The sequence below is a fragment of the bacterium genome, assembly GCA_036524115.1.
In the GTDB taxonomy this organism is placed as follows: Bacteria; JAUVQV01; JAUVQV01; order JAUVQV01; family DATDCY01; genus DATDCY01.
Genome location: DATDCY010000320.1, coordinates 1 through 14,825, shown reverse-complemented (window position 1 = coordinate 14,825; position 14,825 = coordinate 1). Strand labels below are relative to the sequence as shown.

Annotated in this window: 11 protein-coding genes; 6 read left to right on the top strand and 5 right to left on the bottom strand. The window is 72.1% G+C overall.

Annotated elements, in window-relative coordinates; translation table 11 throughout:
• Nucleotides 1-633 (bottom strand): ABC transporter permease (locus tag VI078_15650; protein ID HEY6000720.1); only part of this gene is annotated, 633 nt, incomplete at its 3' end.
• A gap of 134 nt (nt 634-767) precedes the next feature.
• On the opposite strand from VI078_15650, the gene VI078_15645 reads away from it, so the two are divergent.
• Entirely contained in the window at nt 768-1,265 is a 498-nt protein-coding gene (locus VI078_15645; GenBank protein ID HEY6000719.1) for a DinB family protein, read from the top strand.
• Nucleotides 1,266-1,322: 57 nt separating this feature from the next.
• On the opposite strand, the gene VI078_15640 is transcribed toward VI078_15645, so the two are convergent.
• The 4 genes from VI078_15640 to VI078_15625 form a co-directional block, all read right to left on the bottom strand.
• The gene (locus VI078_15640; protein ID HEY6000718.1) at nt 1,323-1,964 is read right to left on the bottom strand and encodes a cytochrome c biogenesis protein CcdA; all 642 of its coding nucleotides are present in this window, start codon (nt 1,962-1,964) and stop codon (nt 1,323-1,325) included.
• Nucleotides 1,961-2,368, bottom strand: a complete 408-nt coding sequence (locus VI078_15635) for a thioredoxin family protein (protein HEY6000717.1) — start codon at nt 2,366-2,368, stop codon at nt 1,961-1,963. The genes VI078_15640 and VI078_15635 overlap by 4 nt, the downstream gene beginning before the upstream one ends.
• On the bottom strand, nt 2,365-2,673 hold the full coding sequence (locus VI078_15630; protein ID HEY6000716.1) for a DUF134 domain-containing protein: 309 nt from the start codon (nt 2,671-2,673) through the stop codon (nt 2,365-2,367). The genes VI078_15635 and VI078_15630 overlap by 4 nt, the downstream gene beginning before the upstream one ends.
• A 134-nt stretch (nt 2,674-2,807) precedes the next feature.
• Nucleotides 2,808-3,665, bottom strand: coding sequence for an OmpA family protein (locus VI078_15625; GenBank protein HEY6000715.1), 858 nt, complete (start codon nt 3,663-3,665; stop codon nt 2,808-2,810).
• Between the two features lie 197 nt (nt 3,666-3,862).
• Here VI078_15625 and VI078_15620 point away from each other — a divergent pair, with 197 nt between their 5' ends.
• From VI078_15620 to VI078_15600, 5 genes are all read left to right on the top strand, one after another.
• The gene (locus tag VI078_15620; GenBank protein ID HEY6000714.1) at nt 3,863-4,537 is read left to right on the top strand and encodes an SDR family oxidoreductase; all 675 of its coding nucleotides are present in this window, start codon (nt 3,863-3,865) and stop codon (nt 4,535-4,537) included.
• A gap of 17 nt (nt 4,538-4,554) precedes the next feature.
• Nucleotides 4,555-6,405 carry a transketolase gene (locus tag VI078_15615; protein HEY6000713.1) on the top strand — a complete coding sequence of 617 codons (1,851 nt, stop codon included), beginning with the start codon at nt 4,555-4,557 and terminating at the stop codon, nt 6,403-6,405.
• A 33-nt stretch (nt 6,406-6,438) separates the two neighbouring features.
• Nucleotides 6,439-9,081, top strand: coding sequence for an ELWxxDGT repeat protein (locus VI078_15610; protein HEY6000712.1), 2,643 nt, complete (start codon nt 6,439-6,441; stop codon nt 9,079-9,081).
• Between the two features lie 73 nt (nt 9,082-9,154).
• Nucleotides 9,155-9,436 carry a transketolase C-terminal domain-containing protein gene (locus VI078_15605; protein HEY6000711.1) on the top strand — a complete coding sequence of 94 codons (282 nt, stop codon included), beginning with the start codon at nt 9,155-9,157 and terminating at the stop codon, nt 9,434-9,436.
• A gap of 208 nt (nt 9,437-9,644) precedes the next feature.
• The gene (locus VI078_15600; protein HEY6000710.1) at nt 9,645-14,750 is read left to right on the top strand and encodes an MG2 domain-containing protein; all 5,106 of its coding nucleotides are present in this window, start codon (nt 9,645-9,647) and stop codon (nt 14,748-14,750) included.
• Nucleotides 14,751-14,825 lie beyond the last annotated feature (75 nt).

Here is a 14,825-nt window from a genome sequence, read left to right as displayed (position 1 = left end):
CACCGCCTTGATGAACCCGCCGGTGACGTCCTTCATCTCGACGCTCTCCTCGACGCGCCAGAAGTAGGTGCCGGAGCTGAGGCCGAGCAGCAGGGAGCCGGTGAGGTAGCCGCCGACGATGCCGACCACGTCGAAGATCGCGGTCAGCAGGGGGAAGCTGACGGCGGCGGCCGCGATGCGCGGGCTGACCAGGTAGCGGATCGGGTCGATGTCCATGGTCTTGAGCGCGTCGATCTCCTCGCCAATCCGCATGATGCCGATCTCCGCGGCCATCGCCGAGCCCGCGCGCGCCGTGACCATGATCGCGGTCAGCACCGGGCCCATCTCGCGGATCAGCGACAGCGACACCGCGGCGCCGAGGAGGCCCTCCGAGCCGAACTTGACCAGGGTGTAGTACCCCTGCAGGCCGAGGACCATGCCCGTGAAGGCGCCGGTGAGGCAGATCACGAGCAGGGAGCGTGCGCCGATCGTCGAGACCTGGACGAGGAGCTTCGCCGGCGCGAGCGGCGGCACGAAGACCCGCGCCAGGGCGCGCCAGAAGAAGATTCCGGCGCGGCCGAGCCGCTGCAGCCGGTCGAGCCCCCCTGCGCCGAGGAGCGAGACAAGGGCCATTGCCCGCGAAACTACGATCATTCAGGCAATATGGGGATGCCGGCACGCCGCGTCAAGGATTCCAGCCCCGCCGGCCCAACGGGCGAACGCCGACGTATCTTCAGGGAAACGGACGGCCGACGGCTGAAGGACGCATCAGCGAAGGAGGCACCATCATGGCCAGGCAGTCGCCGAGGGAAGTGTATCTCCGCAAGCAGTGGGCGGACCTGCTGCGGGGCAGGGTCTCGCACCCGCCGTTCGACGCCGCGGTGGCCGGCTTCCCGGTCGACCGGCGCGGCGCGGTGCCCAAGGGGGCGCCTTACAGCGCGTGGATGCTCCTGGAGCACATCCGCGCGGTCCAGTCCGACTTCGTCAAGACGATCGTGGATTCCACCTACCGCTCTCCCGCCTGGCCGCAGGGCTTCTGGCCGTCCGACCCCCGGCCCCCAGCGCCGGGGTCGTGGCGGCGGAGCGTCGCCGCCGTCAAGGCGGACCTGGAGGCGATGGCCGCCCTGGTGGAAGACCCCGCGGTCGACCTCTCGCAGTCCCGTCCGTGGATGGAAGGCTGGACCGTGGGACGGCTGGTGGCGCTCGCGGCGGACCACCTGGCGTATCACCTCGGGGAGATCATTCTCCTGCGGCGGATGATGGGCATCTGGAAGGTGAGGGGGTGAAGGCGCGGGCTCGCTGCATCGCGGCGACAGGCCGTTGGAAGAGAAGAGCAGCGGCGGCTAGTAGGCGAGGTTGCCGTGGACGGCCTGGCAGGCTCCGTAGGTGAGCAGGACGGCCGCCGACCCGACGCGGACGAACCGCTCCCCGGCGACGCCGCGGGCGAGCCGGCGCAGCGGCAGGTGCGCGGCGAAGGCCACGGCCAGCAGGGGCACGGCGAGGCCGAGCGAATAGGCCCCGAGCAGGAGGACCCCGCGCGCAGTGGTCCCGGGAGAGCCGACCGCGCCGAGGATCTCGGAAAGCGCCGGCCCGATGCAGGGCACCCAGGTCAGGCCGAGCGACAGGCCCATCGCCGCGCCGCCCGCCGCCCCTGTTCCCAAGGCCGTGGCCCACCCGCGCCGCGCGGCCCCGGATGCCGCGGGAGCGGCCGCGAGACCGAGGAGGCCGACGAGCGCGATGACCCCGGTCCCCGCCACCTCGAGCAGACGCGTGCGACCCACGAGCAGGTCGCCCCGCAGTGACGAGAGGACACCCATCAGCAGGAAGGCGAGGGCGAGGCCGAGCGCCAGCGCCGCCGGGCGCCGGGCGCCGCGTCCACCCGCGCCGCCGACGAGCACGGGCAGGACGGGGAGAAAACAGGAGGAGAGGACGCTCGTCGCCCCGGCGGCGACGGCCTGCGCCAGCCCTACCGGGGGAGGGGTCAATCCCTGACCCCGTCGAGCGCGGCGCCGAGGATGTCCGCCTTCTGGATCCCCGGGGGAAAGACCCGCTTGATGAGGCCGCCCCTGCTCACCAGCACGAGCGCGGGGAGGCTGCGCACGCCGTAGTCGTAGAACGCCTGCTGGTCCGCGGGCCGGTCGGTGCGCACGTAGGCGATCTGGAAGTCCTTCTTGCGGGCCTCCTGCAGGTCCAGGAGGATCGCGTTCTGCGCGTTGCACGGCATGCCGTAGGGGTTCATGAAGAAGACGATGACGGGGGTCTTCTTCGAACCGATCGCGGTCTTGAGCTCGGCCGTGCTCTGCGGCGCCGGCTGCGCGCCGGCGGCGAGGGCGGCGGAGGCGCCGAGGAGGAGGGCGAGCAGTGTCATCGGGATGGTGCGTCGGGTCATCGTGTTCTCCTTTCGTTGCGGCGCCCGGGGCGTCGCTCGAAGACCAGGGCGCGGCCGCAGGCGAGTGCCGTCGCCACCTTGTTGCGGGCCGCCGCGAGGATGCGCTGCACCGTGCCGCGCGAGACGCCCATGCGGGCGCCCGCCGCGGACTGCGTCAGGCCCTCTCCGTCGCAGAGGCGCAGCGCCTCCAGCTCGTCGCGATGGAGCGGAACACGCTCCCCGCAGGCCGGCACCCCGACGGGGCGGTATCCTGTCCCGCGGAAGGTGCAACGGCAGCGCCGCGGCTTCTCAGTCCGCGGCGACATCGCCTGTCCGTATTGTGTGCATATGCACAGAATGTAGCGCGACGAGGACGACGCTGTCAACCCCGTATCGCGCCGGCCCGGCGATCTCGCAGCGCTGCCGGAAGCCGCGGTGCCGGCGCCGGCGCCGCGCGGGCCTACGGCTGGACGACCAGCTCGACCCGCCGGTTCCTGGCGCGGCCCTCCTCGGCGGCGTTCGAGGCCACCGGCGCATAGGGGCCGGCCCCGAAGGAGCCGAGGCGCTTCGCGTCGATGCCGAGCGTCGCCGTGAGGTACTTCGCGACGGATGCGGCACGCGCCGCCGAGAGCGCCAGGTTCGAGTCCGCCGCTCCGACGTAGTCGGTGTGGCCCACCACCCAGACCTTCACGCCGGCGGACTGCTGGAGCATCTTCGCGATCTCCTTGAGCGCGGCCTCGGACTCGGGCTTGAGGGTCGCCTTGCCCGTGTCGAAGAAGACGCCCTGCAGCTCCACGTGGCCGGCGGCGGCGAGGCCCTCGCGCAGCGCCTCCGCGTCCGCGACCACATCCTGCTTCATCGCTTCCTTCTCGATGACCCGCAGGGTGTACTCGGAGCCGGTCGCGACCGACGCCACCTCCGCCCAGACCTCGCTCTTGTCCTTCGTCACCCGCAGGGTCGTCAGGTTCGGGTTTTCGAAGACGACCGTGCCGCCCAGTTTCTCGGCGGCGGCCTGGTAGTTCCTCAGGATCTGCAGCTTGCCCGGCTGGGCGGCGCCGCCGGACTTGTCGAAGACCAGCTTCCAGAACGAGAGACGGCCCTCGACGTTCTGCTGCACTTCCTTGCCCGCCTGCGTCACCCGGAACTTGAAGCCGTCGAACTCCCGCTCCGTGTACTGGGCGATCCTGTAATTCGGCATCCGCGAGAAGAGCGTCGGCTCCTTGGCGCCCTTGACGTCCTTCATCTCGGCCGCCGCCGTCCCGCACAGGCCCAGAGCCAGCGCACCCACGACCACAACGCCGATCGACGTGCCGCTCATCGCGACCCTCCTCCGCACCGGACCCCGTGCGCCGTTGTCCAACGTCACCCGAGCGCCTTGCTTCTAGCACAAGCGCGTTCCGGCGCCTAGCCGCATCGCGGCGGCATCCGGTTGTCGGTCCGGCCCGCGCGCCCTAGATTGTCGGCAATGGCCGCGGGCGGTCGCTGCCGCCTGCTTTTCAAGCCCGGGGAGGTCGCATGGAAGGCAAAGTCGTTCTCGTCACCGGATCGAGCTCGGGCATCGGCAGGGAGACCGCGTATCGCTTCGCCGGCGCGGGGGCGCGGATCGTCCTCACGTATTGCCGGGGGAAGGGGCGCGGCGAGGCGGCCGAGCGGCGCTGTCTCGAGCTCGGCGCGGACCAGGCCCTGCTCGCGCGCCTCGACGTGACCGACGCGGCGAGCGTCCGGGCGCTGGCGCGCCGGGTGCGGTCGCGCTTCGGCTTCGTCGACGTGCTGGTCAACAACGCCGGGGTTGGCCGGTTCGTCCCCTTCCGGGAGCAGACGGCGCGCGACATCGAGCGCCAGGTGCGCACCAACCTCGAGGGGCTCATGCGGGTCACCCACGCGTTCCTGCCGCTCGTGCGCGGGGCGATCGTGAACGTCGCCAGCGCCGCGGGGGAGACGGCCTACGCGGGGATGGCGGCCTATTGCGGCACCAAGTTCGGGGTCCGCGGATTCACGCAGGCGCTCGCCGCGGAGGAGCGCCGCCTGCGGATCTGCTGCGTCAATCCGGACGAAACGTCCACCCGCCTCTCGGGCTACCAGGGGCGGCCCCCTTCGGAGGTCGCCGAGGTGGTCTTTCGCGCCGCGTCCGGCCGGGCCGGCTGCCGCGGCGGCGGCGACGTGGACGTCTGGACGGAGCTGGGGCACTAGTTCGCGCGGAGGCAGCCATGCAGAACGGCACCGACCGCGAGCGCCTCGAGCGCCTCGCCGCGCTTGTGCGCTACTACATCCTTGTCTCGACGACGGCCGCCGGCTCGGGCCACCCGACCTCGTCGCTCTCGGCCGCCGACCTGATGACCGGCCTCGTCTTTGGCGGCGCATTCAGCTACGACGTCGCGCGACCGGCCGCCCCGGACAACGACCGCCTGATCTTCTCGAAGGGGCACGCTTCGCCGCTGCTCTACGCCCTCTGGGCGGCCGCGGGCGCGGTGACCGAGGAGGAGCTGCTGACGCTGCGCAGGTTCGGCAGCCGCCTCGAGGGGCACCCGACGCTCGCCTTCCCGTACACCGAGGCGGCCACCGGCTCGCTCGGCCAGGGCCTGCCGATCGGCGTCGGCATGGCGCTGAACGCGCGCCGCATCGAAGGGCTGCCGTACCGCACCTGGGTGCTGCTCGGCGACAGCGAGATGGCCGAGGGCTCGCAGTGGGAGGCGCTGCAGCTCGCGGCTCACGAGAAGCTCGACAACCTGATTGCCGTCCTCGACGTCAACCGCCTCGGCCAGCGCGGCGAGACCATGTACGGGCGCGACACGGCAGCCTACGAGCGGCGCGTCTCCGCGTTCGGCTGGGAGACGATCGTGGTCGACGGGCACGACCTGGGGCAGATCCTGCCCGCCTACGAGCGGGCGCTCGCCGCGCAGGGGCGGCCGACCATGGTCATCGCGGCCACGGTCAAGGGCAAGGGCGTCTCGTTCGTGGAGGACCGCGACGGCTGGCACGGCAAGGCGCTGAGCCGCGAGCAGCTCGAGCGGGCGCTCGCCGAGCTGGGCCCTGTCGACCGCACGCTGCGGGGCGCGCCGCGCAAGCCGCCCGGCGTCGCCCCGCCCCGCCGGGAGGCCGCGCCGGTGCCGCCGCCGGCGTACCCGCCGGACGTCGCGGTCGCGACGCGCCGCGCCTATGGCAACGCGCTCGCGCGGCTCTTCCCGGCCATTCCGGACATGGTCGTGCTCGACGGCGAGGTCGGCAATTCGACGTACGCCGAGGTCTTCGCCGCGGCGCACCCGGAGCGCTTCTTCGAGATGTACATCGCCGAGCAGAACATGGCGGGCGCCGCGCTCGGGCTCGCGCTGCGCGGACGGGTCCCGTTCGCATCGACGTTCGCGGCCTTCTGGAGCCGCGCCGCCGACCAGATCCGCATGACCCCCTCCTCCGGGGGCAACGTGAAGTTCTGCGGCTCGCACGCGGGGGTCTCGATCGGGGAGGACGGCTCGTCGCAGATGGGGCTCGAGGACATCGCGCTCTTCCGGGCAATCCACGGCAGCGTCGTGCTCTATCCCGCCGACGCCATGTCCACCGAGCGGCTCGTCGAGGAGGCCGCGCGCCACCGCGGCGTCGTCTACCTGCGGACGACGCGCGCGGCCACGCCGCTGCTCTACGGGCCAGGCGAGGTCTTTCCGATCGGCGGCTCCAAGGTGCTGCGCGCCGGCCCGTCTGATGCCGTGACGCTGGTCGCCGCAGGCATCACCCTGCACGAGGCGCTGGCGGCGCACGCGGCGCTGGGGCGCGAAGGCATCGCCGTGCGCGTGATCGACCTCTACAGCGTCAAGCCGCTGGACGAGGCGACCCTCGCCGCGGCCGCATCCGAGACGCGCGCCATCGTGACGGTCGAGGACCACGTCCCGGAAGGCGGCATCGGCGAGGCGGTGCGCATGGCGCTCAGCGGCAGCCCCACGCCGGTGGTCTCGCTCGCGGTGCGCGAGATGCCGCGCAGCGGCACGCCCGCGGAGCTGCTCGAGCATCAGGGCATCTCGGCCGCGGCGATCGTGAGGACCGTGAAGGGACTCGTCGCCGGACATTGACGGGGGGCGCCGGCATCGCCAGAATGCTTCGCGATGCGCCCGCTTCTGGTCGTCGCCGTGGTGTCCGCGCTGCTTTGTCCGGGCGCCGCGCATGCGGCGACTGGCGCGCCGTTTCTCGTCAGGGACGTCAATGCGACGACGCTGGACTCCTATCCGTACGGCGGAATCGACTTTCAGGGACGACTCTTGTTCTCCGCCGACGATGGCGTGAACGGCCGGCGGCTGTGGAGCAGCGACGGCACCCGTGACGGCACGTTCCCGGCGGACCTCGGTCCCGCGTCTCCGGGCTCGTCCTACGTTCTCGGGGAACATCAGGGCTCGTTCTACTTCGTCGCGAGCGACGCCGAGCATGGAGCGGAGCTGTGGAAGACCGACGGCACGCCCGGCAACGCGGTCTTGGTCGCGGACATCTTCCCGGGTCCCCGGAGCTCCAGTCCGGGGGGCTTCGCGATCGCACAGGGCCGGATCTTTTTCCTCGCCGATGACGGGGTCCACGGCCGAGAGCTGTGGACGACGGACGGCACGGCGGCGGGGACCACGCTCGTCGCGGATACCTGGCCCGGCCCCAATGGAGGGGTGCAGCCGTACCCGAGGGTCTGCAACGACGTTCTCTTTTTCACTGTCTATGACGGCTCCGGCTTCGGACTGTGGCGCAGCGACGGAACGCCCGCCGGCACCTCCCTGGTCTGGTCGCCGTCGTCGGGGCCGCTCCCTCCGGCGCTCCAATGGCTGACCGTGTTCAAGGGTGCGGTCTATTTCGTCACCCGCGCCCCGGGAGGCGGGAACGAAGTCTGGCGGAGCGACGGCACCGCCGCGGGGACGGCGCCCTTCACCACGTTCGGCGGGAACCTGCCGCATCTCGGCCCGAGGAACCTGACGGTCGTCGGGGGGACGCTCTTCTTCTTTTCCCGGAGCTACGAACTGTGGAAGACAAACGGATATATTGAAGGCACCCGCCTGGTCACGCGGATTCCGAAGGTGGCGGACACGCAGCCCCCGCACGAGCTGACGCCTTCGTCGGGAAAGCTGTTCTTCGTCGGGGGCGCCTCGGAGCTGTGGGTGAGCGACGGGACGAGTGCGGGCACGCTGCCGCTTCTCAAACCCGGGGATCCCACGGAGGACGCCTCGGGCCTCACGGATTCCTGCGGCACCCTCTTCTTCTCGGTCCACGGGCTGCCGGGGACGCCAAGCGAGCTCTGGAGGAGCGACGGAAGCGTGGCCCGCACGGTCCGGCTCAAAAGCGTCCGGTCGGCTTTGGGCTACAGGCAGAATTTCAAGGCACTGGCGTGCGTCAACAACACGGCGTTCTTCGCGGGCGCCGATCTCGGCCACGGCGACGAGCTCTGGAAGAGCGACGGCACGACGCAGGGAACGATGCTGGTGCGGGACATCAACCTGCTGACGCCGGGTTCCGACCCCGACGAGCTGACGGACGTTGGCGGCATGCTCTACTTCGGCGCGGACCGCGGCTCCGGCGGCCGGGAACTGTGGCGGAGCGACGGCACGGTCGCGGGCACGGTCCTCGTGAAGGACGTCTGGCGCGGCAGCGGCAGCTCCTCGCCGCAGAACATGACGAACGTGGGCGGGAGTGTCTTCTTCACCGCGGACGATGGGGTGCACGGCCGGGAACTCTGGAAGACCGACGGCACGCCAGGGGGAACGACGCTGGTGCGGGACATCGCCCCGGGCGCGGGCGGGTCCAATCCAAGGAGCCTGGTCGCCCTGGGCGGCATCCTGTACTTCGTGGCGAGGGATGCGAGCCGAGGCCACGAACTGTGGCGGAGCGACGGCACCGCTGCCGGCACGACGTGCGTCAGGGACCTCTGGCCTGGCCCGGCAAGTTCCCGGCCCATCGGCCTCCGCGTCTTTCGCAGCAAGCTCTATTTCTCTGCCAACGATGGGCTACGCGGAGAGGAACTGTGGAAGAGCGATGGCTCTGCGGCGGGGACCGTGCGACTCAAGGACATCTTCCCGGGCGCAGGCAGCTCCAATCCGCGGGATCTCACGGTCGTCGGGCAGCAGCTGTTCTTCGCCGCCACAAACGCGCGCCAGGGACGGGAACTGTGGGTTTCGGACGGATCGGCGACGGGTACGCATCGCGTCAGGGACGGCCATCCCGGCGCGGAGGACTGGTACCTCGGTCGTCTGACCGTCTCGGGGAAGCTGCTCTTCTTCGATGCCTGCGACGGCACCTCTGCGAGGCTCTGGAAGAGCGACGGGACCTGGGCAGGCACCACGACGGTCAGCGACACGCTCGGCAACAAATTCGACGTCTGGCAATACGCGGACGTCGCCGGCACGCTCTATTTCGTGACCGGGGGGGCGAGCAGGGATTTGTGGCGGACAGACGGAACGCCCGAGGGCACCGTCCTGGTCAAAGGCTTCCCGTACTCCGTGTTCTGGCCCGGCCCGAGCAGTCTGAAGGGTGCGGGCGGCATCCTGTTCTTCGTGAGGGGGGACGCCGTCAACGGCAGCGAACTCTGGCAGAGCGACGGCACGACCCTGGGCACGCACATGGTCCAGGACATTCGACCCGGGTCAGGCAGCGCGCTCGACTTGCGGCCGGGCGGAATGGCCGCCGTTGGCTCCCGCCTGTACTTCCGGGCGGACGACGGCGTCCACGGGAGGGAGTTGTGGGCGGTGGACGCCGACCCCGCGCCCGCGCCGCCCCGGTGACGCTGGTCGCCGCAGGCATCACCCTGCACGAGGCGCTGGCGGTGCACGCGCGCTGGCGCGCGAAGGCATTGCGGTGCGCGTCGTCGATCTCTACAGCGTCAAGCCCATCGACGTCGCCACGCTCGCCGCGGCCGCGACCGAGACGGGGGCGATCGTGACGGTCGAGGACCACGTCCCGGAAGGCGGCATCGGCGAGGCGGTGCGCATGGCGCTCACCGTCAGCCCCACGCCGGTGGTCTCGCTCGCGGTGCGCGAGATGCCGCGCAGCGGCACGCCGGCGCAGCTGCTGGAGCACCAGGGCATCTCGGCCGCGGCGATCGTGAGGACCGTGAAGGGACTCGTCGCCGGACATTGACGGGAGCCTCGGGCATCGCCAGAATCCTGGCGACGGACCCGCTTTCGTGCTGCGCGGGTCGTCCCGCGCCCCTCGAACATGCCCACGTGGACGGGCCCGCGGTGGCGCGGCACCGGGTGTGCCCCGGTGCGAACGATGCAACGGGAACGGGGAGGATTGTCGAGAGCGCACGAGAGCGGCCCGTCGGGCGGGCGAAAGGAGCGGCGAGATGTCACGTGTCCGTGGCGCACGGTGGTCCACCGCGGTCGCAGGTGCGGTACTGGCGATGGTCCTCGGGGCGGCTGCGGCCGCCCAGCCCCTTCCCGGGGGCGCCGCCGCGCCCGCAGGGCGACCGGCCCCGGGCCAGGCGCCGGGCGATGCGTTCACCATCCGCGCGATCGCTCCCAACCTCGCCGAGCAGTCCGTCACCGTCAGGTTCACGCGCCCGGTTGACCGGCAGGCCGCGCACGAGCACCTGCGGATCGTGCCGCCCCCTCCCTCCTTTCACGTTACGTGGAGCGGCGAGCCTGACACACTGGTCCTCCGCGGCTCCTTCCGGCACGGCACGCGCTACGTCCTGAAGTTCTCCGGCGGCTTCGTCGCGGGAGACGGCACGCCGTACACCGAGACGCTCAAGGAGGTGCTCTTCCCGGACAAGGCGCCGGCGCTGCTGTTCTCCGGTGTCGGCTCGGTGATCGAGCGTTCGAGCCGGCAGCTCGTCCACTTCGACGTCGTGAACGTGGGATCGACCCTGCTCGAGACGCTGCAGCTCTCGCCGGCAGCCGCGCTGTCGCAGGGCGAGGGCGCCTGGGCCGATCGGGTTGCGGCCGCCGCCCGTCTCGTCGCGGCGCTCGACGGGGCGATCCCGGACGGCGACCCACTCCGCCGCTTCCTGTCGGGGCGCGGGACGCGCCGCGACCTGTTCGACACCACGGGCCCGGCCAACGAGGAGCGGTCGTTCTCCATCCCGCTCTCGCAGCGCCCGGAGCGCGGCACGGGAAAGATCCTGCTGGCGCGGCTGCGCGACAACGCCGTCGGCGGCTCGGCCGAGACGAAGCCCGCGCTCTTCAACGTGACCGATCTGGGGATCACCTGCCTTGCCGGGAGCGCGGCGACCCTGGTCTGGGTCACCTCGCTGGAGACCGGTCTTCCCGTCGGGGGCGTCGAGGTCGCCGGCTTCACGGCGGACCGGGTGCTCTTCCACGCCGGCAGGACGGACGGCGACGGGCTGCTCGCCATTCCCGCCGGCGCCAAGGAAGGCTTCTCCTACGCGGGTACGGCGGACCGCCCCGAGGTGCGCCCGCGCACGGTCGCGCCCGAGGGCTATCGGCTGCAGGCGGTGGCCGCCGTGACCGCGGACGACGCCGCGGTGCAGGCCGTCCCCGAAGGGCCGCACAGCGCCGTCACCGTCCCCGGCATCCGCCAGACGAGCGCGGTCACCGAGCGCCCCGAGCCGGCGAACGCGGTGGTCTTCACCGAGCGCGGCGCGTACCGCCCGGGCGAGACCGTGTTCGTCAAGGGCATCGTCCGGCTCTTCCGGGACGGGAAGGTGGTTCCCCCCGTCGGCGCACGGTGCACCTTCGAGATCACCGACTCGCGAGGCCGTCGGGTCCGGGAAGCGCCCGCCGTGCTCTCGGAGTTCGGCACGGCGGCCCTGGAGGCGTCCCTGCCCGCGTCGGCGCCGCTGGGCGAGTACCGCGTCGAGCTGCGGCCGGCCGGGGGCCCGCCGGCGACCGCGACCTTCCGCGTCGAGGAGTTCGTGCCGCCGCGTCACTTCGCGCGCCTGAGCTTCGCGGCGCGCCGTCGCACGGACGATACCTTCACCGGCCGTCCCGTCGAGGCGACCTTCCTCGCCGTCACGGTGGAGGGCGGCTACTACGCCGGCGGCCCGGTGAAGAACGGTCGCGTGCGCTGGCAGCTCGCGTACGGTCCCTCCGCGCACCGCGTCAAGGGCTGGGACGACTACGTCTTCGGCCACGAGATGGAGGAGGGCGGGGCCGCCACGGCGCCCCTGGAGTCGGGGGAGGCGTTCCTCGACGCCGACGGGCGCCTCACGCTCGAGTTCCCGGTCTCCGCGGAAGTGCTCGCGGGCGAGCGCACGTTCGTCGTGTCCGCGGCGGTGCTGGACTTCGACGGTCGCGCGGCCTCGGCGACCGAGACCTGGCGGCCCGAGACCGGACCGCAGATCGGGATCGCCTCGCACGCGAAGGACGTGGTGGCCGGGGAGGAGCAGCGGGTCACGGCGGTCCTGGTCGACGCGGGCGGCGAGCGCGTGCGCGAGGGCACGCTCACGGCCGAGGTCCTGCGGCGCAGCTGGACGTACTACCGCAAGCGCAACCTCGCCGGCAACGACTACTGGGTCAGCGAGCAGGTCTGGAAGCGCGCCCGGACCGCCGAGGTGCCGATCCGCGACGGGCGGGCCGTCTTCGAGGTGAGCTTCGACGGCTGGGGGGAGTACCTGGTGCGGTTCAGCCACCGGGCCGACGACCGGAGCGTCTGCTCCTCGGCCACGCGCTTCCAGGTTGGCTGGGAGCGCTGGGACGAGCAGCAGGGGCGCGAGCAGGGCCTCACGCGCATCCCGCTCTCGACGGACCGGCCGCGCTACCGCCCCGGACAGACTGCGCGCCTGCGGGCCGGGGCGCGCCAGCGGGCGGCCGCGTGGCTGTTCACAATCGAGCGGCAGGCGGTGCTCTCGGCGAAGGTGCTGCGGACCAAGGGAGAGCTTCCGGAGCTGCAGGTGGAGCTCACGGACGCGAGCGCGCCGAACGTCTACGCCTCGCTTGTCGGCACCGTCCCGCGGGGTCCGTTCCCGGTCTACACGGGGCGGATCGACGAGGGCGTGCCGGCATTTCTCCACGGCGTGGCCAACCTGCCCGTCGTGAAGCTGCCCGCGTCGCTGTCGGTCGAGATCGCCCCCGGCGTGAAGCAGGAGCTGGAGGCGCAGCCTGGCGGCGAGGTGACGCTCGCGCTCGCGGTCAGGGGCGAGAGCGGCCGTGGCGTGCGCGCCGAGCTGGCGGTCGCCGTCGTGGACGAGTCCGTGCTCGCGCTCACCGGGCACCGCGCGCCGGACGTCGCGGGCATCACGCGCTTCGACCTGCCGCTCGGCATCTTCCTCAGCGACACGCGCCGGTTCCTCATCCCGCAGACGCCGTTCAGGGCTGTGCGCGCCGAAGCGCTCACCGGGGGCGGCGAAGGGGAGGGGACGGCGCTCGAGACGCGGCGGCTCTTCAAGCCCGTGGCCTACTGGAACCCGGCGCTCGCGACGGACGCGGAAGGACGGGCGCAGGTGCGCTTCGCGCTGCCTGACCAGATGACGGCGTTCCGCGTCACGGTGGTGGCGTGTGATGCCGGCAGCGCCTTCGGCACCGCGGAACGCACACTGCGCGTCTCCAAGCCCTTCTCCCTCGAGGCCGGCCTGCCGCGGATCTTCACGAAGGGGGATCGCTTTCGATTCACTGTCGGAGCCTTCAACCGGACGGACGAGAGCGACGTGATGGATTTCGCCCTCGCCGCGGAGGGGCCGCTCGTGCTCACGGTCGGGCGTCGCAGCTATCCGCTCACGGCCAGGGAACGCGCCGATGTTGCGGTGGCGGGGAGCGCCGAGGGCTCCGGCGAGGCGCGCGTGCGCTTTGTGGGCAGGTTCGGGGCGCACGCAGACGCGGTGGAGCACACCATTCCCGTGCGCAGCGGCCACGTGCGGGGGCAGCAGGTGTGGTACGGAAGCGTGAAGGGCGAGTCCTCGCTCGTCCCGTCGCTCCCGTCCGAGGTGCGGGCCATCGTCGCAGACCGCGACCTGCTCGGCGAGACCACGGCCGTCATCGCGATCTCCGGCTCGCCGTTCCTGCGGATGACGGCGGGCCTGCGCTACCTGCTCCAGTACCCGTACGGCTGCATCGAGCAGACAGCATCCGGGGTGCTGCCTCTGGCGGCGTTGCGCGGGATCCTCTCGAAGGGGATGGTCCCGGGGATCGCGGCCGACGAGGCCGATCCGTTCCTGGCCAAGGGGGTCGAGCGGCTGCTGTCGATGCAGACGGACGCGGGCGGCTTCGGCTACTGGCCGGGCGACCGCGAGGCCAGCCCCTGGGGCACGTTCTACGCCGCAACGGCCTTGGCGGAGGCGCGGGACGCGGGCATGGCGGTGCCCGAGGAGGCGCTGCAGCGGCTTGCCGGCTACCTGCGCGAGGACCGCCTGCGCAAGCCGCCGGAGGAAGCGGGGGCGGCGATGGCGCTCTACCTGCTGGCGCGGCTGGGGAAGGCGCAGGCGTCGGACTTCACCCCGTTCCGGGCGGGGCTGGGGACGCAGGCGTGGGAGCCGCGGATTCTCGCGCTGCTCGCCGCCTCGTACGGAGGCTTCATGCCCCCGGACGAGCTGGGCATGGCGGCGCGCGCCGCGCTCGAGGCGCCGCGCGGGCGCTCCGACTACCACTACGGATTCAACGGCCGGAACAGGCCGGACGCGATGGCGCTGCTGCTTGCCGACCGCGTGCTCCCGGGCGACCCGGCCGGCGCCGCGCTCGCCGCCAAGCTCCTCGAGAGCCGGGATGTGCAAGGGCGCTGGGGTCGCACCAGCGACACCGGCTGGGCGCTGGCCGCGCTCGGGCGCCACTTCGTCGCGGAGGCGGAGAACGCGGCGCCGCACCGCGTGGCCGTGCGCGTCGCGGGGGGCGCGGAGCGCGTCCTCGAGGTCCCGGCGCGGGGGGCGGCCGAGCTGGGCGTGCCCGTCGCCGAATTCCTGGCATCCCCGTCCGTGACCTTCTCCTCGGACCCCAGCCGCGAGGTGCTCTTCAGCCTGGCGCTGACCTTCCCGCGGGTCGATTACGCCGCGCGCGGGAACGACGGCGGCTTCCGCATCGTCAAGCGCATCGAGAACGCGGACGGCTCGGCCGCGATCCGCGTTGGCGACATCGTGCGCGTGACCGTCGAGTTTTCGCCGCCGGAGCAGGGCTCGGAGTTCACGGTGCTCGACGATCCGCTGCCTGCGGGCCTGGTCGCGATCAACGCCGCCTTCAAGAGCGAGGAGGGCGTGCCGCGCGACAACGACGCCGTCGTGGGCCGGGAGCGCGGCGACGAGGACTTCTGGGGGTTCTACTGGGACCCCGCGGGGTACTATCGCTTCGTCCCCGACCACCTCGAGCTGCGAGACGACCGGGTCGCGGCGTTTCGTCAGGACCTCTGGGGCTGGCGGGGCACTCTCTACCGCTTCGTCTACTATGCGCGCGCGGTGTGCGAGGGAGAGTTCGTCGTGCCGTCGACGAAGATCGAACGCATGTACGAGCCCGAGGTCAACGGCTACACGCCGCGCAGCGTGCTGCAGATCGGCGGGCGCGTGCGATGACGGTTCGCCGCCTCGGGGGCCGGCGCGTCGCGTTCGCCGCGGCCTCGTGCGTGCTGCTCGCCGCCGCGGGCGGCG